Raw genomic sequence first — 23824 nt, forward strand, 5'->3', positions numbered from 1 at the left:
TGGCCATGCTGGTCGCGGCGGCGGTGGCGTTCGCGGTGGCGGCGGTCTCGGTGACCTGCTGGTTCATCGTGCAGCAGAAACTGTTCGCGCAGCTGAACAACGACCTCCAGAAGGCGGCGGCACCGCAGCGGGCCCGGGACGTGCAGTCCACGCTCACCTCCTGCCCGCAGGCACCGGTCACCGCCAACGTCGGGGACTCCCGGGTCGGCTACTACTACGTGCAGCTCGTCCGCCAGGACGGCACCGCCTGCGTCTTCTCCAACTCGGCGGGCCGGGTGAAGACCGTCGCGGACGACACCAAGGTGATCAACGCCGTGACCGTCCGCGACGGCCTGCTGCACGCGGACATCGTCATGCGCGACGGCACCGACTCCGAGGGCCGGGCGGTACGGGTGCTGACCCAGCCGCTCACCCTGACCCAGCTCGGCGGAGGCCCGCCCACCCTGTACCCGGACACCGCGCTCCAGGTCGCCATTCCGCTGAAGAGCACCCAGAACACCCTCAAGGACCTGGCGCTGGTGCTGCTGCTCGTCTCCGGCATCGGCGTGGTGGGCGCCGGGGCGGCCGGACTCGCGGTGGCCCGGGCCGGGCTGCGTCCGGTGGACAAACTCACCGACGCCGTGGAGCACGTGGCGCGGACCGAGGACCTGAGCGTCCGCATCCCCGTGACGGACGACAGTGACGACGAGATCGCCCGGCTGTCCCGCTCGTTCAACACCATGACCACCGCGCTCGCCGGCTCCCGCGACCTCCAGAAGCAGCTGATCGCGGACGCCGGGCACGAGTTGCGCACCCCGCTCACCTCGCTGCGCACCAACGTCGACCTGCTCACCCGCAGCGAGGAGACGGGCCGCCCGCTGCCGCCGGCGGACCGCAAGGCGCTGCTGTCCTCGGTGAAGGCCCAGATGACCGAGCTGTCCTCGCTCATCGGGGACCTCCAGGAACTGTCCCGCTCGGAGGGGCAGCGCGGCGAGCGGCTCCAGGTGGTGGCGGTACGGGACATCGCCGAGGCGGCCCTGCGCCGGGCGCGGCTGCGCGGCCCGGAGCTGACCATCACGGCCGACCTGGATCCCTGGTTCACCCGGGCCGAGCCCTCGGCGCTGGAGCGCGCGGTCGTCAACATCCTCGACAACGCGGTGAAGTTCAGCCCCGAGGGCGGGGCGGTCGACGTACGGCTGTCGGGCGGCGTGCTGACCGTCCGCGACCACGGGCCCGGCATCCCCGAGGACGAACTCCCGCACGTCTTCGACCGCTTCTGGCGCTCCCCCAGCGCCCGCGCCCTGCCCGGCTCGGGCCTCGGCCTGTCGATCGTGGCCCGTACGGTCCAGCAGGCGGGCGGCGAGGTCACCCTGGCCCACGCCCCGGGCGGCGGCACGGTGGCGACCGTACGGCTGCCGGGGACCCCGACCCCGCCGCCGGAGCCCCCGGAACCCCCAGAACCCCCGGAATCGGCCGAGACGCCTACCGCACGACCGTGATCCGGTCCGCCGTCGGCGGGGTGATCGGGGACGACGGGGAGGAGTGGGCCGTCAGGTACGTCGCCAGGGCCGTCAGGTCGTCCGAGCCGACCAGCGGGCCGGTGCCCTTGGCGAGGGTCGGGAAGCCGTCGCCGCCGCCGGCGAGGAAGCTGTTCACGGCGACGCGGTAGGTGGCGGCCGGGTCGAGCGGGGCGCCGTTCAGGCGGATGGAGTCGGTGACCACGCGGTCGGCGCCCGACTTGGTCAGGTCCAGGGTGTAGGTGAGGCCGGCCGAGGGCTGGAGGATCTTCGGGGCGGCCTCGTTGGCGCCGCTCACCTGCTCCTTGAGCACCTGGACGAGCTGGGCGCCGGTGAGGTCCGCGAGGTTCACCGTGTTGGCGAAGGGCTGCACCGTGAAGCCCTCGGCGTAGGTGACGACGCCGTCGCCCTCAGCGCCCTTGGCCGCGTACGTCAGCCCGGCCCGCACCCCGCCCGGGTTCATCAGCGCCACGCTGGTCCTCGGGTCCAGCTCCTTGCCGTGGGCGAGCTGCGCGTCGGCGATCAGGTCGCCCATCGGGGACTCGGTGCCGGTGTTGTTCACGTCGCCGGAGACGTAGCCGATGGGGCGGTTGCCGATCGGCGCGGCGAGGGTGTTCCAGCGGCTGATCAGGTCCGTCATGTCGGCGGCCTTGGGCACGTCCCGGGTGACGACCCGGTTCGCGGACTTCACGGCCGTACGCGCGATGTCGCCCGTGCGGCGGTCGTAGGTCAGCGTGGTGTCGGTGTAGAGGCGGCCGAAGGAGGCGGCCGAGGTGACCATGCGGGAGCGGCCGGAGGGGTCCGGGATGTCGCAGACGTACGCGTTGTGGGTGTGGCCGGTGACCAGGGCGTCCACCGCCGGGGTCACGTTCTTCGCGATGTCCACGATCGGGCCGGAGATGCCGGAGCCGGGGCCCGCCGCGTCGCAGTCGTAGTTGTAGGACCCGGAGGCCGGGTAGCCGCCCTCGTGGATCAGGGCCACGATGGACCGCACGCCCTGGCGCTGGAGCACCTTGGCGTACTTGTTGATCGTCTCCACCTCGTCCTTGAAGGACAGGCCCTTGACGCCGTCGGCGGAGACGATGCCCGGGGTGCCCTCCAGGGTGACGCCGATGAAACCGACCTTGACGTCCTTCTTCTTCCAGACCCAGTACGGCTTGAGGATCGGCTTCCTGGTCTTCTCGTCGAGGACGTTCGCCGCCAGGTACGGGAAGTTCGCGCCCTTGAACTTCTTGTCCGTGTAGCAGCCGTCGGTCGGGTGGCAGCCGCCGTTCTGGAGGCGGGCCAGTTCCCTGGCGCCCTCGTCGAACTCGTGGTTGCCGACCGAGGTGACGTCCAGCTTCAGCTTGTTGAGCGCCTCGATGGTGGGCTCGTCGTGGAACAGGCCCGACAGCAGCGGGGAGGCGCCGACCATGTCGCCGCCGGCCGCCGTGATGGAGTAGGGGTGCCCCTTACGGGCCTGGCGCAGATGCGTGGCGAGGTACTCGGCGCCGCCCGCGTCGACGGTCTTCGTGGCGCCGTCCGGCTGGAGTTCGGTGACCCGGCCGGAGGAGCCCGACGGCGGCTCCAGGTTGCCGTGCAGGTCGTTGAAGGACAGCAACTGGACGTCCTGGTAGCGGCCGGGACGCGGGTGGTGCCCGTGCCCGCCCTTCCCGGTGTGCGCCTGGGCGGGCAGCGCGGCCGTCAGCGCGGCGGCGGTGGCGAGGGCGGCGCCGGTGGCGAGGACGGCGTAGGCACGTCGTCCGGTACGTCGTCCGGTACGCCGGGGTACGGCTGGCATGGGGACCCCCCTGTGGGTCTGCTCTGGGTGTGCTCTGGGTCTGCTGTGGGCCGGTGATGAGTGGACCGGCAGGGCAGCCTAGGGTCAACGCGCGTAGCGCGACAGGGGGTTCATGGTTACATCCTGGTTTCCCTTTGCCGATCTCTTTACCGACTCCCTTTGCCGATTCCCTCTGCCGAGCGGACGCGGGCCGTCCCCGTCACCCACCGTTTCGGGACTTCACCCGAGCGCCCCCGTACCCTCGTACGCATGAGCAGCGACGACACCGCCCGGGCCTTCTCCGCCCGCTCCATCGACACCCGCTCCGCGCTCACCCCCGAGCAGGCCGAGGCCGTGCTCGGACTGCTCGCCGAGGCCGCCGAGGCCGACGGGCAGCAGCCGGTGTCCGAGCAGGGCCGGCTGCATCTGCGCGGGGGTGCCCGGGAGGGCGTCTCGCATCTGCTGCTGACCGTCGAGGACGAACTCGTCGGGTACGCGCAGCTGGAGGACACCGACCCGGTGGAGGCACCGGCCGCCGAACTGGTCGTCCGCCCCTCGCACCGCGGTCGCGGACACGGCCGGGCGCTCGGCGCGGCCCTGCTCGCCGCCTCCGGCAAGCGGCTGCGGGTCTGGGCGCACGGCGGCCACTCCGCCGCCCGGCACCTGGCCCAGGTGCTCGGCCTCACCCTCTTCCGCGAACTGCGCCAGATGCGCCGCTCGTTGACCGATCTGGAGCTGCCCGACCCGGTGCTGCCCGAGGGCGTGACGGTCCGCGCCTTCGTCCCCGGCAAGGACGACACGGCCTGGCTCGCGGTCAACGCCGCCGCCTTCGCCCACCACCCCGAGCAGGGCGGCCTGACCCCACGCGACCTGGACGCCCGCGAGGCGGAGCCCTGGTTCGACCCGGCCGGCTTCTTCCTCGCCGAACGCCGCGGCGAGATCATCGGCTTCCACTGGACGAAGGTCCACGCCGAGGAGGGCCTCGGCGAGGTCTACGTCGTCGGCGTCCGCCCCGGCGACCAGGGCGGCGGCCTCGGCAAGTCCCTCACCACGATCGGCCTGCGCCACCTGTCCCGCCAGGGCCTGCCGACGGCGATGCTCTACGTCGACGCGGACAACACGGCGGCGGTGTCGGTGTACGAGCGGCTGGGGTTCGGGGTGTACGAGACGGACCTGATGTACCGGACGGAGACGTGACGGGGCTCCCCCTCACGTGACGGGGCAGCCCCTCACGTAAGGGGGTCCCCGCTCATGGGGCTCGGCCTCAGCGGTCCCGCCGCCAGGCCGCCAGGGCGATGCCGATCACCACCAGCACCGCCACCATGACGGCGAACCACGTCGGCATCAAATCGAGCCCCTTGTAGGCGACGAACGGCGACTCGGGCATCGGTCCTCCTCGGGTGGGGGCCCTCTCCGCATGCCCGCCGGCAGCCCACTTCACCGGTCTCCGGTTGACTTTCCGGCCCCCCTTGCACCACCCTTTCACTACTCAATTAGTGAAAGGGTGGTTACCTCAGTGGTCGAGTACCGCATCGACCGGCACAGCGGCGTGGCCACCTATGTGCAGATCGTCCAGCAGACCAAGCAGGCCCTGCGCATGGGGCTGCTGATGCCGGGAGACCGGCTGCCCACGGCACGCGAGGTCGTGGAGGCCACCGCCATCAATCCCAACACCGTGCTGAAGGCCTACCGCGAGCTGGAGCGGGAGGGGCTGGTGGAGGCGCGGCGCGGGCTCGGCACCTTCGTCCGCCGTGGCCTGGGCGCCACCCCCGCCGACTCCCCGCTGCGCACCGAGCTGGAGGAGTGGGCGCGCCGGGCCCGCGCCGCCGGCCTGGAGCGGGACGACGTGGCCGCGCTCTTCACCGCCGTACTCGACAAGCACTTCCAAGGAGACCCGTCATGAGCAGCGACACGGCGTTGAGGGCCGAGGCTCTGGGGAAACGGTTCGGCCGACGCGGCCGGGCGCTGCGCGACTGCTCGTTCCGGCTGCCCGCCGGACGCGTCTGCGCGGTCGTCGGCCCCAACGGCGCCGGCAAGTCCACCCTGCTGACCCTGGCCGCCGGACTCGCGGCCCCCACCGAGGGCACCCTGAGCGTCCTCGGCACCACCCCCGCGGCGGCCCGCCCGCGCGTCGGCTACCTGGCCCAGGACAAGCCGCTGTACCCGCAGCTCACCATCGCCGAGACGCTGCGCATGGGCGCCGACCTCAACCCCGGGCGCTGGGACGCGGCCGCGGCCGAGGAGGTCGTCGCCGCCGGCGACCTGGACCCCGGCTCCCGGGTCCGCACCCTGTCCGGCGGCCAGCACACCCGCGTCGCGCTCGCCCTGGCCCTCGGCAAGCGGCCCGAACTGCTGCTGCTGGACGAGCCGATGGCCGACCTCGACCCCCTCGCCCGGCACCAGCTGATGGGCACGCTGATGGCCGAGGCCGCGCAGCACGGCACCACGATCGTGATGTCCTCCCATGTCGTCGCCGAACTGGAGGACTCCTGCGACCACCTGCTGCTGGTCGGCGACGGCCGGATCCGGCTGTCCGGCGACATAGACGAGCTGCTCGCCGCCCACCTGCGGGTGACCGCCCCCGAGTCCGCCGCCCTCGCCCCGCACACCGTGGTCGACTCCCGGGTCACCGGCCGCCAGCTCAGCGCCCTCATCCGCCCCGCCGGACCCGTCCCGGACGCCTGGCGCACCTCGGCGCCCTCCCTGGAGGAGCTGGTCCTCGCCCACCTGCGCAACCCCGGCGCGCCCAGCCTCGTCGAGGAGAGTGCCGCATGACCACCGCATCCACCGGAAACCGCCCGCGCACCGTCCGCTGGCTGCTGCGCCTGCACCGGCCCGCGCTGTACGGCTGGGCGGCCCTGGTGGTCGTACTGGCCGGCGTCCTGCTCGCCGTGCGCGGCCCGCTCACCGACGCGGCGGCCGAGGGCTGGCGCCAGTACAACGCCTGCCAGGGCGAGGACACGGCCTGCTCCTACGACCAGGACGCGATCCTGCGCTACAAGGACTGGTCCGGCTACGCCACCTTCGCCGTCACCGCGCTGCCCTTCCTGGTGGCCGGCTGGGCGGGCGGCGCGCTGACCGGCCGCGAGCTGGAGACCGGCACCGCCTGGCTGGGCTGGACCCAGAGCACCTCGCCCGCCCGCTGGCTCGCCGTCCGCCTGGCCGTGCCGGCCGCCGTCGTCACCGCCGGGGCGGCCGTGACGGTGTGGCTGCACCACCTGGCCTGGAGCGCGGGGCAGGGCCGGGTCGACACCGCCAAGGAGTGGTACGACCGGTTCGTGTTCCACGCCAACGGGCCCAGCACCGTCGCCCTGGCCCTCGCCGGGCTCGCCGCCGGCGCCCTGTGCGGACTGCTGCTGCGCCGCACCCTGCCCGCCCTGCTGCTCGGCGTCGTGGTCACGGCGGTCGTCCGGCTCGCCGCCGAGTTCGCGCTGCCGCACCTGTGGCCGGCGGTCACCCGGCTCGCCGGGACCGACCAGGTGGCCAACGGTTCCGGCATCACCGTGGACGAGGGGTACGTGACCCGGAGCGGCGCCCATGTGCCGCTCTCCCACTGCGCCTGGGACCGGCCCTGCGCCGACGTCGTCGCCCGCTTCCACACCTACCAGCCGCGGTCCCACTACTGGCCCCTGCAGCTCACCACCAGCGCCCTGATCCTCGCGGTCGCCGCCCTGCTGGTCGCGGCCTGCTTCCTCGTCCTGCGCCGCCGGACCGGTGCCACGCACACCGCCCAGGCCCCGGCCGTTCCCACCGGAGCCGCCGTATGACCACCCTCGCCCCCGTCCGCCGCCCGGCCGTCCGGCGGACGGTGCTGCGGCTGCACCGGCCCGCGCTGCTGGTGTGGAGCGTGTCCCTGCTCGCCGCCCTCGCCGAGCTGCTCTGCCTCCAGCTGTCGGCCGTACCCCGGGACCGGGCCTGCCGACAGGCGGGCCACGTGTGCTCGTACACCCTGTTCGACGACCCGAACCTCGTCATGAACGTCCTCGGCGAGGTCCTCACCTACGCCCCCTGCGCGGTCGCCGCCTGGGCGGCCGGGGCGCTGATCGGCCACGAGCTGGAGTCCGGCACCGCCCGCCTGGTCTGGACCCAGGCCGCCACCCCGGCCCGCTGGCTCGCCGCCAAGCTCACGCTCGCCGCCCTGCCCCTGGCCGTGGGCGGTGCGCTGCTCGCCTGGCTCTACGACCGGGTCTGGACCGGGAGCCGGGACGTGCTGGTCACCAACTGGATCTGGGACCGCGTCTTCGTGCCGCGCGGCCCGCTGCTGCCCGCGCTGCTGCTGCTCGGGCTGGCCGTCGGGGTGCTGGCCGGGCTGGCCCTGCGCCGCACCCTGCCCGCGCTCGCCGCGTCCGTCGGTGCCATGCTGCTGGTGCGGATGAACCTGCGCGAGCTGTGGCAGCCGCTGCGCGGCACCCTGTCCGGATTCCGGCACCTGCACCTGACGGCCACCGGCATCGTCCTCGCCCTCACCGCGCTCACCGTCGCCGCCGCGTTCGCGGTGCTGCGCCGGGCCACCGCCTGAGCAGATCACGGTGACGGGTTCCCGTACCGGCACGGTGCCCGGCCGGTACGGGAACCGGACCGGCCGGTACCGGAACCGGACCGCGTACCCCCGGGAGCCGCCCCCCGCTATCCCGCACGTCATGTCGCCGTAACCATCGATTCAGACGGGCTTGCGAGGCTCGGCCAATGCAGCCCGCCGTGCCAGAGCCTTCGCCGCCGCCCGAGGGGCCCCCGGGAGACGGGGCCGTCACGCTCCCGCCCGCACGTTCCGACGCGCCTGTCACGCCCCTGGCGCGGAAGAATGGGTTCATGAGTCAGCCAGACGCCCAGGCAGAGGTCCAGCACGTCCAGCCCTCCGTGGGCTCCATCGCCGCCCACCGCCAGAACGCGGTGTCCGCGGCGGTCTCCGACCTCGAACCCGATCTCGACGCGGACCTCGACGCGTACGAGGAGTCGCACGCCGGCGGTGTGCCGCTCCCGAAGGGCCGCTTCCTCGACCGGGAACGCAGCTGGCTCGCGTTCAACGAGCGCGTTCTCGAACTGGCCGAGGACCCGAACACCCCCCTGCTGGAGCGCGCCAACTTCCTGGCGATCTTCGCGAGCAACCTGGACGAGTTCTTCATGGTCCGGGTCGCCGGCCTGAAGCGCCGCATCGCCACCGGGGTCGCCACCCGCTCCGCCTCCGGCCTCCAGCCGCGCGAGGTGCTGGAGATGATCTGGGCCCGCTCCCGCGAGCTGATGGCCCGGCACGCCGCCTGCTACCACGAGGACGTCGCCCCCGCACTCGCGGACGAGGGCATCCACCTGGTCCGCTGGAACGAGCTGACCGAGAAGGAGCAGGCCCGCCTCTTCACGCTCTTCCGGCACCAGATCTTCCCGGTCCTCACCCCGCTGGCCGTGGACCCCGCGCACCCCTTCCCGTACATCTCCGGCCTCTCCCTGAACCTGGCCGTCGTCGTGCGCAACCCGGTCAGCGGCCACAAGCACTTCGCGCGCGTGAAGGTGCCGCCGCTGCTCTCCCGGTTCCTGGAGGCCTCCGCCGGCCGGTACGTCCCGCTGGAGGACGTCATCGCCGCGCACCTGGAGGAGCTGTTCCCGGGCATGGAGGTGCTCGGGCACCACGCCTTCCGGCTGACCCGCAACGAGGACCTGGAGGTCGAGGAGGACGACGCGGAGAACCTGCTCCAGGCCCTGGAGAAGGAACTCATGCGGCGCCGCTTCGGGCCGCCGGTGCGCCTGGAGGTCGAGGAGTCCATCGACCGCGAGGTGCTGGACCTGCTGGTGCGCGAGCTGAAGATCTCCGAGGCCGAGGTGTACCCGCTGCCCGGCCCGCTCGACCTCACCGGCCTGTTCCGCGTCCACTCGCTGGACCGGCCCGAGCTGAAGTACCCGAAGTTCATCGCCGGCACCCACCGCGACCTGGCCGAGGTCGAGTCCGCCTCCCCGCCCGACATCTTCGCCGCCCTGCGCGCCCGGGACGTCCTGCTGCACCACCCGTACGACAGCTTCTCCACCTCCGTGCAGGCCTTCCTGGAGCAGGCCGCGGCCGACCCGGACGTCCTCGCGATCAAGCAGACCCTGTACCGCACCTCCGGCGACTCCCCGATAGTCGACGCGCTCATCGACGCCGCCGAGTCCGGCAAGCAGGTGCTGGTCCTGGTCGAGATCAAGGCCCGCTTCGACGAGCACGCCAACATCAAGTGGGCGCGCAAGCTGGAGGAGTCCGGCTGTCACGTGGTGTACGGCCTGGTGGGCCTGAAGACGCACTGCAAGCTGTCCCTGGTGGTCCGCCAGGAGGGCGAGACGCTACGGCGCTACAGCCACGTCGGCACCGGCAACTACCACCCGAAGACGGCCCGGCTGTACGAGGACCTGGGGCTGCTCACCGCCGACCCGCAGGTCGGCGCGGACCTCTCCGACCTGTTCAACCGCCTGTCCGGCTACTCCCGCCGGGAGACCTACCGCCGGCTGCTGGTCGCCCCCAAGTCGCTGCGGGACGGCCTGATAGCGCGGATCACCAAGGAGATACAGCACCACCGGGCGGGCCGCCCGGCGTTCGTCCGTATCAAGGTCAACTCGATGGTGGACGAGGCCGTCATCGACGCCCTCTACCGGGCGGCCCAGGCGGGCGTGCCGGTCGACGTGTGGGTGCGCGGCATCTGCGCCATCCGGCCGGGCGTCCCCGGCCTGTCGGACAACGTGCGGGTCCGCTCGGTGCTCGGCCGCTTCCTCGAACACTCCCGGGTGTTCGCCTTCGGCAACGGCGGCGAGCCCGAGGTGTGGATCGGCAGCGCCGACATGATGCACCGCAACCTCGACCGCCGGATCGAGGCCCTGGTCCGCGTCGTGGACCCGGGCCACCGGGCGGCCCTCAACCGGCTGCTGGACACCGGCATGGCCGACAGCACCGCGTCCTGGCACCTCGGCCCGGACGGCGAGTGGACCCGGCACTCGACCGACGCGGACGGCCAACCCCTGCGCAACGTCCAGGAGATGCTCATTGACGCCCGGAGGCGCCGGCGTGGCACAGCGACACCTTGACCCGACGGACCCGACGGCCGGCGCGGTGACCGGGGACGCCCTCGCGGCCTACCTGCGCGCCCAGGCCACCGAGTTCCTCCGCGCCCTGCGCCTGCACCGGGAGACCGGCGGCGGAGCGGCCAGTGGCGCGGAGGGGTCCGTCGACGCGGCCCGCGCCCTGCGCCGCTCGGCCCGCCGCGTCAGCGGCAGCCTGCACACCTTCCGGCCCCTCCTCGACCCCGCCTGGTCCGAGGAGATCCGTCCCGAACTGGCCTGGCTGTCCGGGACATTGGGCCTGGAGCACGCCTACGAGGCACGGCTGGAGCGGCTGCTGCTGGCCCTGCACCGGCTCTCGGGCACGGCGCTGTTCCCGGCACAGGCGGCACAGGCGGAGGCCGATGGGGCACCCCGAGCGGCTACGGCGGCCACGGAGAACGGCGGTGGTCCGGCCCGGACGGCGGTTCCGGAGCGCGGCAACCTCACCGTCGGCGCGGCGAAGGCGGGCGCGCTGCTGGAGCGGCAGCTCACCCTCGCCCGCACCCGGGCCCACTCCACGGCGCTCCAGGCGCTCGGCTCCGCCCGCTTCCACGCCGTGGCCGACAAGGTCGCCGTACTGGCCAGCGAGGTCCCGCTCACTCCGGCCGCCCCCGGCACCGGCCTGCGCCCCCTCGCCGCCGCCGCGGAGGAACGGCTCACGGACGCCGTCACCGCCCTCCCGCTGCTGACCGCCGGGCACCCCTACAACGCGGAGGCCCTCGTGCACGGCCTGTCCGCCGACCCGTCCCCGCACCCCCAGGACGGCCCCTGGCACCAGGTCCGGCTGCTGCTGCGCCTGCACCGCTACGCCCGCGAGGTGCTGAACGGCGGCGACGCGCCCGCCGACGGCCGGCTCCTCGCGGCCGGCCGGGCCCTGAACCGGCACCGGGACGCCTCGGAGGCCGCCGGCGCGGCGGCGCAGGCGGCTCGCACCCCCCGGATCGCGCCCGCGACGGCGTACGCCCTCGGCGTCCTGCACGCCGACCAGCGGCACGAGGTGGAGGCGGCCCGGTTCGCCTTCCAGCAGGCCTGGCAGCTCCAGACCGTCGACGCGCCCTGACATCCCCACTGGAGGCGGTGTGAACGACTTCCTGGTCCGGGCGGCGGGCTGCGTCCTGTGGCGCCGCTCGCCGGTCACCGGCACGCTGGAGATCTGCCTGGTCCACCGGCCCAGGTACGACGACTGGTCGCATCCCAAGGGCAAGTTGAAGCGGGACGAGGACGCGCTCGCCGGCGCCCTGCGCGAGGTCGCGGAGGAGACCGGGCACAGCGCCGCGCCCGGCGCCGAGCTGCCAACTCTGCGCTATCTGGCCAACGGCCGCCCCAAGCAGGTGCGTTACTGGGCGGCCGAGGCGATATCCGGCCACTTCACGCCCAACGACGAGGTGGACCGCGTGCTGTGGCTCTCCCCCGACGCGGCCCGCGCACGGCTCACCGAGCCCCGCGACCGGGACCTGGTGGACGCCTTCCTGCGGCCGGCCACCGGGCACCGCGCGCTTCCCCAGGACACGATCTAGGGAGCCGCCAGGTGCCCCTCCGCGTCCGTCCGGGCCTGGCTGCGGGCCCGGCGGGCCGGTCCGCGCCAGCCGCAGCTGCATCTCGCCACGCAGAAGCGGCCCTGTTCGTCCGTGCTGGTGAGGTGCCGCTGCCCGGGGCCGCCGGACTCGCGCCCCTCCTGCCGTGCCGCGCTGACTGCCACGCGGACAACGGTACCCAGGCCCCGGGCGAAGGGGCTTACGGCCCCCGGGCGAAGGGTGCCCGCGGCCCTGCCCCCGCTTTCCCGGCGGCGCGTGACGAGGCCCCCTACCCCTCGTTAACCGATCGACAGGGGGCCCGTGACGGACGTACCGGCTGGGGGTAGGCAGGCGATGGAGCGGCGGCAGCACAGACGCGCGGGCAGGACGGTCGTCGCGGTGGGCATCATGCTCGGCCTCGGCGCGGGTGCCTCGGGCTGTTCCGGGAGCAGAGCCGCCGCCGAGGACGTCAAGGGCGCGGGCGATCCGGTCGCCACCCTGCACCGGGCCGCCGACACCCTGCGCGGCGCGGGCAGTTCCCGGGCCACCACCTCGATGGAGATGGCCACCGGCGGCACCCGGGTCACCATCCGCGGCAGGGGTGGCTACGACTACCGGCACCGCCTCGGCCGGCTCACCGTCGTCCTGCCCGAGGACCCGGCCGGCAGCCCCGGGCACCGGCCCATCACCGAACTGCTCGCCCCGGGCGCCCTGTACATGAAGAACCGGGGCGCGGGCGTGCCCGCCGACAAGTGGGTCCGGGTGGAGACCGCCGCGCTGTCGGACGGCAACCTGGTCACCGGCGGCGCGACCGACCCGTACACGGCGGCCGAGGTGCTGCGCGGCACCCGCAGCGCCGCCTACGTCGGCCGGACCGAGGTCGGCGGCACGCCGGTGCGGCACTACCGGGGCACCGCCGACCTGGAGCGGGCGGCCCGCTACGCCTCGGCCGACGACCGGGCGTCCCTCGCGGCAGCGGCGAAAGGGTTCGCCACGACCGAGGTGCCGTTCGACGTCTACCTGGACGACCAGGGCCGCATCCGCAAGCTCAGACAGCGCTTCAGCTTCGTCAACGGCCGCCAGAAGACACCCGTGGCGGTCGCCTCGACCACCCTGCTCTACGGCTTCGGCGCCGCCGTGGACGCGGTGCTGCCGCGCCCGGCGGACATCTACGCGGGCCGGATCGCCGAGAACCAGCCACCGGGGTAGCCGGCGCGTACTAGTCCGCCGCGCCCGGCCCGGACTAGCCCGTACGTGCCATGCGCGGCGCGGGGAACCCTGCCTACTCTAGGAAGTCGTGTCGGCGGGGAAGGGGTGAGGCAGGTGGCTCCGGTCTGCGGTACGGCGGTTCAGGACCACGTGGCCCTCGCCGAGATCGAGCTGTGCGGAGAGCTGATCATCGCCGCCTCGGCGGCCGAGGAGCGGCTCAGCCTGGAGAGCATCGACCAGGTGCTGCGGGTGACCGAGGAACGGCGGAAGACGGCCGCCGCGCCCCGCTGACCAGCTGATCAGGTGCGCAGCAGGCGGCCGATCGCCTTCGTCGCCTCGTCCACCTTCGCGTCGATCTCGTCCCCGCCCTTGACGGCCGCGTCCGCGACGCAGTGCCGCAGGTGCTCCTCCAGCAGCTGGAGCGCGAAGGACTGGAGCGCCTTGGTGGAGGCGGAGACCTGCGTGAGTATGTCGATGCAGTACGTGTCCTCGTCGACCATGCGCTGCAGGCCGCGGATCTGCCCCTCGATCCGGCGCAGCCGCTTGAGGTGCTCGGCCTTCTGCTTGTGGTAGCCGTGCGTGGCGCCGGCCTCGGTCGTCGTCATCGCGGGCCTCCGTAACGGAAAGACGTGTCAGCACGAGCGGGAGATGTGCGCGCCCGGGATATACATACCCCTACAGGGTATATGGTAGCGAACTTCGCGGGGTAGAGGGCCCTTGGTACGCCCCCGTCATGATCACTCTGCTCGATGGGCGACACTGGGGGACGGCCCGATAGCCGTGGCCGGATGATGCGCCTAGCATCAGCCTGACCGAAACCGAAGCACCCCGAGGACCCCACGTGCGCTTTCGTCTGACCCCCAGGGAGACGAGCTTCTACGACATGTTCGCCGCCTCCGCGGACAACATCGTCACCGGCTCGAAGCTCCTGATGGAACTGCTCGGGGCGGACTCCTCCGCCCGGGCCGAGATCGCGGAGCGCATGCGGGCAGCGGAACACGCAGGTGACGACGCCACGCATGCGATCTTCCACCAGCTGAACTCCTCGTTCATCACGCCGTTCGACCGCGAGGACATCTACGCCCTCGCCGGCTCCCTCGACGACATCATGGACTTCATGGAGGAGGCCGTCGACCTGGTCGTCCTCTACAACGTCGAGGAGCTTCCCAAGGGCGTCGAGCAGCAGATCGAGGTGCTGGCGCGGGCGGCCGAGCTGACGGCCGAGGCCATGCCGAACCTGCGCACCATGGACAACCTCACCGAGTACTGGATCGAGGTCAACCGGCTGGAGAACCAGGCCGACCAGATCCACCGCAAGCTGCTGGCGCACCTCTTCAACGGCAAGTACGACGCGATCGAGGTGCTGAAGCTGAAGCAGATCGTGGACGTGCTGGAAGAGGCGGCGGACGCGTTCGAGCACGTGGCGAACACGGTGGAGACCATCGCCGTCAAGGAGTCCTGAGGCGTCGATGGACACCTTCGCTCTGATCGTGACCGTCGCGGTCGCGCTCTTCTTCACGTACACGAACGGCTTCCACGACTCCGCGAACGCGATCGCGACCTCGGTCTCGACGCGGGCGCTGACCCCGCGCGCGGCGCTCGCCATGGCGGCCGTGATGAACCTCGCCGGTGCCTTCCTGGGCTCCGGGGTCGCCAAGACCGTCAGCGAGGGGCTGATCGAGACGCCGCACGGCTCGCGCGGCATGGGCATCCTCTTCGCGGCGCTGGTCGGCGCGATCGTCTGGAACCTGGTCACCTGGTACTTCGGGCTGCCCTCGTCCTCCTCCCACGCGCTGTTCGGCGGCATGGTCGGGGCGGCGCTGGCGGGCGGCATCGACGTGCTGTGGGACGGCGTCCTCGACAAGATCGTCATCCCGATGTTCCTGTCGCCGTTCGTCGGCCTCGTCGTCGGCTACCTGGTCATGACGGCGATCATGTGGCTGTTCCGGCGCTCCAACCCGCACAAGGCCAAGCGGGGGTTCCGGATCGCGCAGACCGTCTCGGCGGCGGCGATGGCGCTGGGGCACGGTCTCCAGGACGCCCAGAAGACGATGGGTGTCGTGGTCCTGGCACTGGTGATTTCCGGCCACGAGACCTTCGGCGACCCGATCCCCGTGTGGGTCAAGATCGTCTGCGCGGTGATGCTGTCGCTGGGTACGTACGCCGGTGGCTGGCGGATCATGCGGACGCTGGGCCGGAAGATCATCGAGCTGGATCCGCCGCAGGGGTTCGCGGCGGAGGCCACCGGTGCGTCGATCATGTTCACCACCGCGTTCATCTTCAAGGCGCCCATCTCCACGACGCATGTCATCACCTCGGCGATCATGGGCGTCGGCGCGACCAAGCGCGTCAACGCCGTGCGCTGGGGCGTGGCCAAGAACATCGTCCTGGGCTGGTTCATCACCATGCCGGCAGCGGCCCTGGTATCAGCGGCAGCCTTCGGCCTCCTGAACCTGACGGTCCTGTAGCCCTACCATTCCGCCCACCCCGCGCCCCAAAGGGGCGCGGGGAACTGCGCGAGGAACCACAGCGCACCCGCACACGGCGGCAAACGGACACCCACCCCCACGGAAGCCGCCCCCTCACCGGCACGCGGCACGCGGAGGGAAAGACACAGGCCCGCCCCCGAACCACAGGGGCGGGCCCTTTTGTGTCCTCGCGGTGGCACCGCCATGCAGCACCGCGAGGGGTCCGACGAGTCGTCCGGCCGAGGTCTAGCCGAAGCGGCCCGAGATGTAGTCCTCCGTGGCCTGGACCGACGGGTTGGAGAAGATGCGCTCGGTGTCGTCGATCTCAATCAGGCGCCCGGGCTGCCCGACCGCGGCCAGGTTGAAGAACGCCGTACGGTCCGAGACCCGCGCCGCCTGCTGCATGTTGTGCGTCACGATGACGATCGTGAACCGCTCTTTCAGCTCACCGATCAGGTCCTCGATGGCGAGCGTGGAGATCGGGTCGAGCGCCGAGCACGGCTCGTCCATCAGCAGCACCTTCGGCTCCACCGCGATCGCCCGCGCGATGCACAGCCGCTGCTGCTGGCCGCCCGACAGACCGGAGCCCGGCTTGTTGAGACGGTCCTTGACCTCGTTCCAGAGGTTCGCGCCCTTGAGCGACTTCTCGACGACGTCGTTCAGCTCGGACTTCTTGTAGTTGCCGTTCAGCCGCAGCCCCGCCGCCACGTTGTCGAAGATCGACATGGTCGGGAACGGGTTCGGCCGCTGGAACACCATGCCCACCTCACGGCGGACCGCCACCGGGTCGATCCCGGTGCCGTACAGGTCCTCGTCGTCCAGCAGCACCTTGCCCTCGACCCGCCCGCCGGGCGTGACCTCGTGCATCCGGTTCAGGGTCCGCAGGAACGTCGACTTGCCGCAGCCGGACGGGCCGATGAACGCCGTCACCGAGCGCGGCTCGACCGTCATCGAGATGTCCTCGATCGCCTTGTGGGAGCCGTAGTAGGCGGTGAGCCCACTCACGTCGATTCGCTTGGCCATTACTTCTTCACATCCAAACAGTCGGTCGCTGCAAGGCCGCGTCAGCGACCGGTCTTCGGGGCCTTCCAGCGGGCGATGCCACGGGCCACCAGGTTCAGGATCATCACGAAGGCGATCAGCGTGAGGGACGCCGCCCACGCGCGGTCGTACGCCGCACCGGAGCCCGCGCTGTTGGCGAACTGCTGGTAGATGTACAGCGGCAGCGACGCCTGCGCGCCCTCGAAGGGGTTGTTGTTGATGAACGGGTTGCCGAACACCAGCAGCAGTACGGGCGCGGTCTCACCGGCGATACGGGCCACCGCCAGCATCACACCGGTGGTGATGCCGCCGATGGAGGTCGGCAGGACCACCTTCAGGATGGTGCGCCACTTCGGCACGCCGAGCGCCAGCGACGCCTCGCGCAGCTCGTTCGGGACGAGCTTGAGCATCTCCTCGGTGGAGCGGACCACGACCGGCATCATCAGGATGGCCAGGGCCAGCGAGCCGGCGAAGCCGAACGGCTCCATCTTGAAGATCAGCATCAGGCTGAGGATGAACAGACCCGCGACGATCGAGGGGATGCCCGTCATCACGTCGACGAAGAAGGTGACGGCCTTGGCGAGCCGGCCCCGGCCGTACTCGACCAGGTAGATCGCGGTGAGCACGCCGATCGGGGCGCCGATGACGGTGGCGAGGCCGACCTGCTCCAGGCTGCCGATGATCGCGTGGTAGATGCCGCCGCCGGGCTCGGTGTCGGCGACCACGCCCATCGAGTGGGTCAGGAAGTAGAGGTCGAGGACCTTCACCCCGCGGGCGACGGTCACCCAGATCAGGGAGACCAGCGGCACCACGGCGACCACGAAGGCCACCCAGACGAAGCTGGTGGCGACCCGGTCCCGGGCCTGCCGGCGACCCTCGACGCGCGCGGCGATGCCGTACGTGCCGAGCACGAACAGGAGCCCGGCGATCAGGGCCCACTGGATGCTGCTGTGCAGCCCGGCGGCGGCGCTGATGCCGATGCCCAGGGCGATGGAGCCGGCGGCGATCGCCCACGGCGTCCATGTGGGCAGGCTGGCGCCGCGCAGGCTGCTCGCGCGCTTGTCGGTGACGGCTGCGGTGCTCATGCGTTGGCCCCCGAGTACTCCGAGCGGCGGGCGATGATCACGCGGGCCGCGCCGTTGACCACCAGGGTGATGACGAACAGCACCAGACCGGAGGCGATCAGCGCGTCCCGGCCGAACTCGTTCGCCTCGCTGAACTTGCTGGCGATGTTCTGGGCGAAGGTGCCGCCGCCCGGGTCGAGCAGGCTGGCCTGGATGTCGAAGGACGGGGAGAGCACGGTGGCCACGGCCATCGTCTCGCCGAGCGCGCGGCCGAGGCCGAGCATCGACGCGGAGATCACGCCGGAGCGGCCGAAGGGCAGCACGGACATGCGGATGACCTCCCAGCGCGTGGCGCCGAGGGCCAGGGCCGCCTCCTCGTGCATCTGCGGGACCTGCCGGAAGACCTCGCGGCTCACGTTGGTGATGATCGGCAGGATCATGATCGAGAGCAGGATGCCGACGGTGAGCATGGAGCGCGGAGCGCCCTCCTGCCAGGAGAAGACGCCGGTCCAGCCGAAGAAGTCGTTGAGCCAGCCGTACAGGCCGTTCATGTGCGGGACGAGGACCAGGGCGCCCCACAGGCCGTACACGATGGACGGCACCGCGGCGAGCAGGTCGATCACGTAGGCGACCGGGCCGGACATCCGGCGGGGCGCGTAGTGCGTGATGAACAGCGCGATGGCGACCGCGACCGGGACCGCGATGGCCATGGCGATGACCGAGGAGACGATCGTGCCGAAGGCCAGCACCGCGATGCCGAAGGTCGGCGGCAGGACGTTGGTGTTCCACTCGAAGGTGGTGAGGAAGCTGCCGTGGTCCTTGCCGATGGCGAGGGCGGCGCGGTAGGTGAGGAAGACCGCGATCGCGGCCATGATCACCAGCAGCAGGATGCCCGAGCCCCGGGACAGGCCGAGGAAGATGCGGTCGCCGGGGCGGGTCGCGCCGCGGGCGGTGCGCTTGCCCTCGGCCGTGGTGGGCCGGGACGGTGTGGGCGGTGGTGCGTCTGTGGTCGTCGATATGTCCATCGGGTTCTCCGGTCTGCGGAACCGGACGGCCCGATGGGGGCCCGGCTCCTGGCGGCGGTGCACCGGACGGTGCGGCCCGGGTCACGGGGAACCGGGCCGCACTTGCGGATCAGGTCAGCTCAGGCTGTCGATGGTCGAGCGGACCTTGGTGATGATCTGGTCGGGGACCGGCGCGTAGCCGATGCCCGGGAGGATCTTCTGGCCGTCCTCGCTGGCGATGTAGCGCAGGAAGGCCTTGGTGGCGGGCAGGGTGTCCGACTTGTTGCCCTTGTCGCACACGATCTCGTAGGTGACCAGGGTGATCGGGTAGGCGCCCTCGGCCTTGGTGTTGTAGTCCAGCTTGAGGGAGAGGTCCTTGCCGGTGCCGACGACCTTCGCGGCGGCGATGTCGGCGGTGGCGCTCTCGGAGCTGGGCGCGACCGGCTTGCCGGCGCCGGTGTCGACGGACACGGCCTTGATGCCGTCCTTGACGTAGGACAGCTCGAAGTAGCCGATGGCGCCGGAGGTCTGCTTCACCTGCTGGGCCACGCCCGCGGACTGCGGAGCGGACTGGCCGCCCTTGGCCTGCCAGGCCTTGCCGCCGGAGTACTTCCAGTTGTCCGGGGTGGTGGCGATCAGGTACTTGGTGAAGTTGTCCGTGGTGCCGGACTCGTCGGAGCGGTGGAACGCCTGGATCTTGAGGTCGGGCAGCTTGGCGCCCTTGTTCAGCTTGGCGATCGCCGGGTCGTTCCACTTGGTGATCTTGCTGTCGAAGATCTTCGCGAGGGTCGGCGCGTCCAGGACCAGGTTGTCGACGCCCGGGACGTTGTAACCGAGAGCGATCGGGCCGCCGACCATCGGCAGGTCGATGCCCTGGCCGCCGCTGCACACCTTCTTGGAAGCGGTGACCTCTTCGGGCTTCAGCGCGGAGTCGGAACCGGCGAAGGCGACCTGGCCCTGCGTGAACGCGGTGACGCCGGCACCGGAGCCGCCGCCCTTGTAGTTGATCTGCACGCCGCAGGCCTGGGAGAACTGCTTGACCCAGGCGTCGATCGCGTTCTTCTGCGCGGAGGAGCCGTCGGCGAGGAGCTGGCCCTTGGCGTTGTCGCACTTGACCGAGCCGGCGGCCGGGGCGGAGGCACCGCCCGACGCCTTGCCGCTCCCACCGTTGTCGTCCGAGCCGCACGCCGTCAGGGCCAGGGCGCCGGAGACGGCGATCGCACCGAGGGTGAGGGCGCGCAGCCGGTTCTTGCGCTGAAGCATCACTTTCGGATGTTCCTTCCAGGAGCCGCCGCTGTCGGCGGCGTGCGAAGTCGTAAGGCACGCGAGTGCGCCCAAGGCCGCACTCCGCACCGTGCACGGCCGAAATTAGGCAGAACAGGTGAAGCCGCCGATGGTCGGAAGTGAACGAGGGGTGAACCCCTGCCGTCGGCCCGGTGAGGTCACGGAACGCTCACGGGGAGAGCACGTGGAGGTTCCGGCGACCGGGTCGCGGGGCGGCACCTTCGCCGTCTCTTCACCCGTTCGGGGGAACCCCGCCGGAGAGGACGCCGTCTCGTTCCACGACAGCCGAGGAAAGGCGACAGGACATGGAACGGCGTACGTTCATCTCGGGCGGTACGGCCGCCCTGGCGACGACCGCGCTCACCGCGTGCGGTGTGGGCGGGAGCCACCCCGCCCGGGCGGCGGCGCACTCCGGAACGCCGTCCGGTTCATCGTCGCTCACCGGTGTGCGGACCACCACCGCGAGCGCCGCCGCGAACTGGGCGGCCCTCGCCCGCGACCTGGACGGCAGCCTGCTGCGGCCCGGCGACGCCACCTGGACGACCGCGCACCAGCTCTACAACACCCGCTTCGACGGCCTGAAGCCGGCCGCGGTGGCGTACGTGGCGCACACCGACGACATCCGCACCACCCTGGCGTACGCCCGCGCCCACCAGCTGAAGGTGTCGATCCGCAACGGCGGCCACTCCTACGCCGGCTACTCCTCCGGCGACGGCCGGCTGATCCTCGACGTGTCCCGGCTGAACCGGATCCGGGTGTCCGGCGGGCAGGCGGTCGTCGGCGCCGGCTCGAAGCTGATCGACGTCTACCGGGCGCTGGGCGCCAAGGGCGTGACCATACCCGCCGGCTCCTGCCCCACGGTCGGCGTCTCCGGCCTGGTGCTGGGCGGCGGCCACGGCGTCGTCTCCCGCGCCTACGGCCTCACCTGCGACAGCCTCACCCAGGCCACCCTGATCACGGCCGACGGCACCCAGGTCACCGCCGACGCCGGCCACCACTCCGACCTGTTCTGGGCGCTGCGCGGCGCCGGCAACGGCAACTTCGGCGTCGTCACCGAGCTGCACTTCAAGACCCACCCCGCGCCGCAGGCCGTCACCGCCTACCTGTCCTGGCCCTGGGCGAAGGCGGCGGCGGTCCTCAAGGCCTGGCAGTCCTGGGCCCCGAGCCAGCCCGACGAGATCTGGTCCTCCCTGCACCTGTCGTGCTCCCCGGGCCGCACCCCCTCCATCTCGGTGTCCTGCTTCTCCCTCGGCACCTACGGCGAACTCCAGAACGCCGTGGACCGCCTCGCCCACCAGGCCGGCGCCGACGCCACCTCGGTCACCCTGCGCCGCCGGGGCTACGAGGAGGCCATGGAGATCTACGCCGGCTGCTCCTCCTTCTCCGCCGACGCCCAGTGCCACCTGCCGGGCTCCACCCCCGGCCGCTCCCCGCAGGGCAAGCTCGGCCGCGAGACCTACGCGGCCCGCTCGGACTTCTTCGACCGCTCCCTGTCGGCGGCCGGCATCCAGACCGTGCTCAAGCAGATCGCCGGGGTGCGCGGCGGCGGGGGCAGCATCGCCTTCACCGCGCTCGGCGGCGCCGTCAACCGCGTCGCCCCGACCGCGACCGCCTTCGTCCACCGCCGCTCCCGCATGCTGGCCCAGTACATCGCCTCCTGGGGCGCGGGCGCCTCCGGCTCCACCGCCCAGTCCTGGCTCACCGCGGCCCACACCGCCATGCGGCCACACGCCTCGGGCGCCGCCTACCAGAACTACACCGACCCCACCCTGAAGAACTGGCGCAAGGCCTACTACGGCGACGCGTCCCCCCGCCTGACCAAGGTCAAGCAGCAGTACGACCCCCAACGGTTCTTCTCTTACACGCAGGGGGTGTAGGCGGGGCGGGGTGGGGCGGGCGGGCGCTGGGGTGCTGGGCGCTGGGGTGCGGGGGCCTGGAGTGCTGGGGTTGGCTGCCGGGCGCTGTAGTGCCGGGGCTGTAGTGCCGGGGCTGAGGTGCCCGGCGCTGGGGTGCCGGGCGCTGGGGTGCCGGAGGCTGGGGGCGGTAAGCGCCGTGCGCCGGAGCGGGCAGGGGCTGTGGCGCCCGGGGCCGGGGCGGGGGGGCTGTGGCGCGTCCTCGCCGTGACGGGGGCTGTGGTGGCCTGGTCGGTGCAGGGCCGTAGCGCACGCAGGGTTTCTGGCGCCCAGCGCCGAGACGGAGCGTTGCAGCGGTCCGCCGGGGCGGGGCTATAACAACCCCCGAGACGGGGGCTGCAGCGATGCCGCCGCAGCAGGGACTGTGGCGCTCCGCACCGGGGCACAGGCCGCACTACCCCGCACCGGAGCGGACGGGGGCTGTGGCGCCGGAGACAGGGGGCTGTAGCGCGACCTCGCCGAGACAGGGGTCGTAGCGGCCCAGCCGGAGCAGGGGCCGTGGCGCTCCGCGCCGGTGAGGCGGCGAGGGGCCGGGCCTTCCCGGGGCGATCGGCCGTAGGACGGAAGAGGGCACCTCCGTACGAACCGAGGGGCCGGCAACCGGCGGCAGGGCAGCGGATGCGGACGCCGGCCCCCGTGAGGCCTGCGGGAGCAGAAAGAAGGCCGCAGTCAGGGGTGCGCACGGCGGAAGGGCGCCCCGCGCGAGGCGGGGGCCGGCACCTGACGGCAGGCCACGGATGCGGGCGCCAGCCACCGGCGCCACCGGCGGGAGCCGAAGAAGGGCGCGGCTGGGCAAGCCGCCGCCGCGAGACGGGGCGACCCTGCACGAAGCGGGCATCGTCAACCGGCAGCACGCCACGAACGCGGGCGCCAGCCACCGGTGACACCGGCGAAAACCGAGAAGGCCCCAGCCAGGCGGCACGGCCAAAGGCGGAGGCGACCCCGCCCGAAAGAGGCCACGCCCCGTATGGAAGCCGACGTATGGAGGCACTGGGCCCCTGCGACACGGCATGAGTCGAGAAGAGGAAGTGAAGAGGAAGTCCCGAGGGCAAGTCCTCTCTCTCGGGCCTGACCAGCCCCCGCAGCCGCGCCTTGTGGACGACCCCGGGCGGGACCTGGTGCATGGGGCCGCAAGCCGGCGGAGGGCGCCGACCCGTGAAGCGGGACTCGTCGGCGGCCATGCCGCGGACGGGGGCGGCCGGTCCCGGCGGGAGCCGGGGAGAGAGGGCGCCGTCAGGCGGCGAGGTCGCGTTCCTCGGATTCCGCCGCCGTGCGGGAGCGGGGGATCAGGGTGCCGTCGGAGTGGGGGGGCGTCGCGCGGCGGCGGATCAGGAGGCCGGCCCGCGGGGAACGCTCCACGGCGCGCAGCAGCGGGGTGAGCAGGGCCGAGGCGAGCGGGGAGAGCAGCAGGACGACGGCGGTGCCGAGGGCGAAGCCGCCGATGACGTCCGTCGGGTAGTGCACGCCCATGTAGACCCGGCAGAAGCCCTCCAGCAGGGCCAGGCCGATACCGGCGAGCCCGAATCTGCGGTGGGCGACGAAGAGCCCGACACCGAGGGCCATGGTGATGGTGGCGTGGTCGCTGACGAAGGAGAAGTCGGTCTTGCCGGAGACCAGCACGTCCAGGCCCTGGTGGTCCACGAAGGGGCGGGGGCGCTCCACGAAGCCCCTTATCGGCACGTTCACCAGGACGGCCAGCCCGGCCGCGAGCGGGGCCCAGACCAGCGCGGCCACCGAGGGCGCCGCCTCCTCGCCGCCCCGGCGCCGCACGGACCACCAGCACCAGAGGATCAGCAGCACCATCGCGAGCAGCAGGCCGTACTCGCCCACGAACTCCATGACCCGGTCGAACCAGTGCGGGGCGTCCTTGGCCAGGCCGTTGATGTCGTAGAGCAGGTCGACGTCGGGGTTCGATCCGGATTCGGCGAGTACAGCCATGGTGCTGCGGCCCCTTCGTCGTCGTCCCGGACGCACCTCGTGTGCGCCGCTCGTGCCCCCGTGGTTCGTAGATCCGCT

At 72.2% G+C, this 23824-nt stretch carries 23 protein-coding genes; 14 read left to right on the forward strand and 9 right to left on the reverse strand.

The window, feature by feature from the left end:
* Positions 1-5 precede the first annotated feature (5 nt).
* Positions 6-1478 carry a sensor histidine kinase gene (locus NX794_RS05030; RefSeq protein WP_428985854.1) on the forward strand — a complete coding sequence of 491 codons (1473 nt, stop codon included), beginning with the start codon at positions 6-8 and terminating at the stop codon, positions 1476-1478.
* Here NX794_RS05030 and NX794_RS05035 read toward each other — a convergent pair.
* On the reverse strand, positions 1462-3276 hold the full coding sequence (locus NX794_RS05035) for a bifunctional metallophosphatase/5'-nucleotidase (RefSeq protein ID WP_258776929.1): 1815 nt from the start codon (positions 3274-3276) through the stop codon (positions 1462-1464). The two genes, NX794_RS05030 and NX794_RS05035, sit on opposite strands and share 17 nt — an antisense overlap.
* 249 nt (positions 3277-3525) lie before the next feature.
* Here NX794_RS05035 and mshD point away from each other — a divergent pair, with 249 nt between their 5' ends.
* On the forward strand, positions 3526-4452 hold the full coding sequence (gene mshD / locus NX794_RS05040) for a mycothiol synthase (RefSeq protein WP_258776930.1): 927 nt from the start codon (positions 3526-3528) through the stop codon (positions 4450-4452).
* 67 nt (positions 4453-4519) lie between these two features.
* On the opposite strand, the gene NX794_RS05045 is transcribed toward mshD, so the two are convergent.
* Positions 4520-4642 (reverse strand): hypothetical protein, encoded by a 123-nt coding sequence (locus tag NX794_RS05045; RefSeq protein ID WP_258776931.1) that lies wholly within the window; start codon positions 4640-4642, stop codon positions 4520-4522.
* Between the two features lie 129 nt (positions 4643-4771).
* Between NX794_RS05045 and NX794_RS05050 the strand changes: the two genes are divergently transcribed.
* The 7 genes from NX794_RS05050 to NX794_RS05080 all read left to right on the forward strand — a co-directional run bounded on the left by NX794_RS05050 (position 4772) and on the right by NX794_RS05080 (position 11828).
* A complete protein-coding gene (locus NX794_RS05050) occupies positions 4772-5158 on the forward strand; it encodes a GntR family transcriptional regulator (RefSeq protein ID WP_258776983.1) in 387 nt (128 codons plus the stop codon).
* Complete coding sequence (locus NX794_RS05055) at positions 5155-6030, forward strand: ABC transporter ATP-binding protein (RefSeq protein WP_258776932.1); 876 nt, start codon at positions 5155-5157, stop codon at positions 6028-6030. The genes NX794_RS05050 and NX794_RS05055 overlap by 4 nt, the downstream gene beginning before the upstream one ends.
* Complete coding sequence (locus NX794_RS05060) at positions 6027-7022, forward strand: ABC transporter permease (protein ID WP_258776933.1); 996 nt, start codon at positions 6027-6029, stop codon at positions 7020-7022. The genes NX794_RS05055 and NX794_RS05060 overlap by 4 nt, the downstream gene beginning before the upstream one ends.
* Positions 7019-7774, forward strand: a complete 756-nt coding sequence (locus tag NX794_RS05065) for a hypothetical protein (RefSeq protein ID WP_258776934.1) — start codon at positions 7019-7021, stop codon at positions 7772-7774. Before NX794_RS05060 ends, NX794_RS05065 begins: the two co-directional genes overlap by 4 nt.
* 167 nt (positions 7775-7941) lie before the next feature.
* Positions 7942-10296: an RNA degradosome polyphosphate kinase gene (locus NX794_RS05070; RefSeq protein WP_258776935.1), complete on the forward strand. Its 2355-nt coding sequence runs from the start codon at positions 7942-7944 to the stop codon at positions 10294-10296.
* Positions 10277-11371, forward strand: a complete 1095-nt coding sequence (locus NX794_RS05075; RefSeq protein ID WP_258776937.1) for a CHAD domain-containing protein — start codon at positions 10277-10279, stop codon at positions 11369-11371. Before NX794_RS05070 ends, NX794_RS05075 begins: the two co-directional genes overlap by 20 nt.
* 19 nt (positions 11372-11390) lie before the next feature.
* Complete coding sequence (locus NX794_RS05080; RefSeq protein ID WP_258776938.1) at positions 11391-11828, forward strand: NUDIX hydrolase; 438 nt, start codon at positions 11391-11393, stop codon at positions 11826-11828.
* Here the strand turns inward: NX794_RS05080 and NX794_RS05085 are convergent.
* Entirely contained in the window at positions 11825-12010 is a 186-nt protein-coding gene (locus NX794_RS05085; RefSeq protein WP_258776939.1) for a hypothetical protein, read from the reverse strand. The two genes, NX794_RS05080 and NX794_RS05085, sit on opposite strands and share 4 nt — an antisense overlap.
* A gap of 169 nt (positions 12011-12179) precedes the next feature.
* Between NX794_RS05085 and NX794_RS05090 the strand changes: the two genes are divergently transcribed.
* Together NX794_RS05090 and NX794_RS05095 are read left to right on the forward strand one after the other, a co-directional pair.
* Positions 12180-13034 carry an SCO4651 family lipoprotein gene (locus NX794_RS05090; protein ID WP_258776940.1) on the forward strand — a complete coding sequence of 285 codons (855 nt, stop codon included), beginning with the start codon at positions 12180-12182 and terminating at the stop codon, positions 13032-13034.
* Positions 13035-13139: 105 nt separating this feature from the next.
* The gene (locus tag NX794_RS05095; protein WP_258776941.1) at positions 13140-13325 is read left to right on the forward strand and encodes a hypothetical protein; all 186 of its coding nucleotides are present in this window, start codon (positions 13140-13142) and stop codon (positions 13323-13325) included.
* An 8-nt stretch (positions 13326-13333) separates the two neighbouring features.
* Here NX794_RS05095 and NX794_RS05100 read toward each other — a convergent pair whose 3' ends face one another.
* Entirely contained in the window at positions 13334-13639 is a 306-nt protein-coding gene (locus NX794_RS05100; protein ID WP_258776943.1) for a metal-sensitive transcriptional regulator, read from the reverse strand.
* Positions 13640-13875: 236 nt separating this feature from the next.
* On the opposite strand from NX794_RS05100, the gene NX794_RS05105 reads away from it, so the two are divergent.
* Positions 13876-14496 carry a DUF47 domain-containing protein gene (locus tag NX794_RS05105; protein WP_015493282.1) on the forward strand — a complete coding sequence of 207 codons (621 nt, stop codon included), beginning with the start codon at positions 13876-13878 and terminating at the stop codon, positions 14494-14496.
* Between the two features lie 7 nt (positions 14497-14503).
* Positions 14504-15502: an inorganic phosphate transporter gene (locus NX794_RS05110; RefSeq protein WP_258776944.1), complete on the forward strand. Its 999-nt coding sequence runs from the start codon at positions 14504-14506 to the stop codon at positions 15500-15502.
* A gap of 246 nt (positions 15503-15748) precedes the next feature.
* Here NX794_RS05110 and pstB read toward each other — a convergent pair whose 3' ends face one another.
* From pstB to pstS, 4 genes are all read right to left on the reverse strand, one after another.
* Positions 15749-16525, reverse strand: a complete 777-nt coding sequence (pstB, locus tag NX794_RS05115; RefSeq protein ID WP_258776945.1) for a phosphate ABC transporter ATP-binding protein PstB — start codon at positions 16523-16525, stop codon at positions 15749-15751.
* A 41-nt stretch (positions 16526-16566) separates the two neighbouring features.
* The gene (pstA, locus tag NX794_RS05120) at positions 16567-17628 is read right to left on the reverse strand and encodes a phosphate ABC transporter permease PstA (protein ID WP_258776946.1); all 1062 of its coding nucleotides are present in this window, start codon (positions 17626-17628) and stop codon (positions 16567-16569) included.
* A complete protein-coding gene (gene pstC, locus NX794_RS05125; protein WP_258776947.1) occupies positions 17625-18632 on the reverse strand; it encodes a phosphate ABC transporter permease subunit PstC in 1008 nt (335 codons plus the stop codon). Before pstC ends, pstA begins: the two co-directional genes overlap by 4 nt.
* A 114-nt stretch (positions 18633-18746) precedes the next feature.
* Positions 18747-19877, reverse strand: coding sequence for a phosphate ABC transporter substrate-binding protein PstS (gene pstS, locus NX794_RS05130; protein ID WP_258776948.1), 1131 nt, complete (start codon positions 19875-19877; stop codon positions 18747-18749).
* A gap of 323 nt (positions 19878-20200) precedes the next feature.
* Between pstS and NX794_RS05135 the strand changes: the two genes are divergently transcribed.
* The gene (locus NX794_RS05135) at positions 20201-21772 is read left to right on the forward strand and encodes an FAD-binding oxidoreductase (RefSeq protein ID WP_258776949.1); all 1572 of its coding nucleotides are present in this window, start codon (positions 20201-20203) and stop codon (positions 21770-21772) included.
* A gap of 1269 nt (positions 21773-23041) precedes the next feature.
* On the opposite strand, the gene NX794_RS05140 is transcribed toward NX794_RS05135, so the two are convergent.
* A complete protein-coding gene (locus NX794_RS05140) occupies positions 23042-23746 on the reverse strand; it encodes a phosphatase PAP2 family protein (RefSeq protein ID WP_258776950.1) in 705 nt (234 codons plus the stop codon).
* Positions 23747-23824 lie beyond the last annotated feature (78 nt).

The sequence above is a fragment of the Streptomyces pyxinicus genome, from assembly GCF_024753135.1.
Lineage (GTDB): Bacteria > Actinomycetota > Actinomycetes > Streptomycetales > Streptomycetaceae > Streptomyces > Streptomyces pyxinicus.

Bases quoted from the DNA above. Each gene is read 5' to 3' on its own strand.
- NX794_RS05030 (WP_428985854.1), top strand. From the start codon at position 6: ATGCTGGTCGCGGCGGCGGTGGCGTTCGCGGTGGCGGCGGTCTCGGTG.
- NX794_RS05035 (WP_258776929.1), bottom strand. From the start codon at position 3,276: ATGCCAGCCGTACCCCGGCGTACCGGACGACGTACCGGACGACGTGCC.
- mshD (WP_258776930.1), top strand. From the start codon at position 3,526: ATGAGCAGCGACGACACCGCCCGGGCCTTCTCCGCCCGCTCCATCGAC.
- NX794_RS05045 (WP_258776931.1), bottom strand. From the start codon at position 4,642: ATGCCCGAGTCGCCGTTCGTCGCCTACAAGGGGCTCGATTTGATGCCG.
- NX794_RS05055 (WP_258776932.1), top strand. From the start codon at position 5,155: ATGAGCAGCGACACGGCGTTGAGGGCCGAGGCTCTGGGGAAACGGTTC.
- NX794_RS05060 (WP_258776933.1), top strand. From the start codon at position 6,027: ATGACCACCGCATCCACCGGAAACCGCCCGCGCACCGTCCGCTGGCTG.
- NX794_RS05065 (WP_258776934.1), top strand. From the start codon at position 7,019: ATGACCACCCTCGCCCCCGTCCGCCGCCCGGCCGTCCGGCGGACGGTG.
- NX794_RS05070 (WP_258776935.1), top strand. From the start codon at position 7,942: ATGCAGCCCGCCGTGCCAGAGCCTTCGCCGCCGCCCGAGGGGCCCCCG.
- NX794_RS05090 (WP_258776940.1), top strand. From the start codon at position 12,180: ATGGAGCGGCGGCAGCACAGACGCGCGGGCAGGACGGTCGTCGCGGTG.
- NX794_RS05100 (WP_258776943.1), bottom strand. From the start codon at position 13,639: ATGACGACGACCGAGGCCGGCGCCACGCACGGCTACCACAAGCAGAAG.
- NX794_RS05110 (WP_258776944.1), top strand. From the start codon at position 14,504: ATGGACACCTTCGCTCTGATCGTGACCGTCGCGGTCGCGCTCTTCTTC.
- pstB (WP_258776945.1), bottom strand. From the start codon at position 16,525: ATGGCCAAGCGAATCGACGTGAGTGGGCTCACCGCCTACTACGGCTCC.
- pstA (WP_258776946.1), bottom strand. From the start codon at position 17,628: ATGAGCACCGCAGCCGTCACCGACAAGCGCGCGAGCAGCCTGCGCGGC.
- pstC (WP_258776947.1), bottom strand. From the start codon at position 18,632: ATGGACATATCGACGACCACAGACGCACCACCGCCCACACCGTCCCGG.
- NX794_RS05135 (WP_258776949.1), top strand. From the start codon at position 20,201: ATGGAACGGCGTACGTTCATCTCGGGCGGTACGGCCGCCCTGGCGACG.
- NX794_RS05140 (WP_258776950.1), bottom strand. From the start codon at position 23,746: ATGGCTGTACTCGCCGAATCCGGATCGAACCCCGACGTCGACCTGCTC.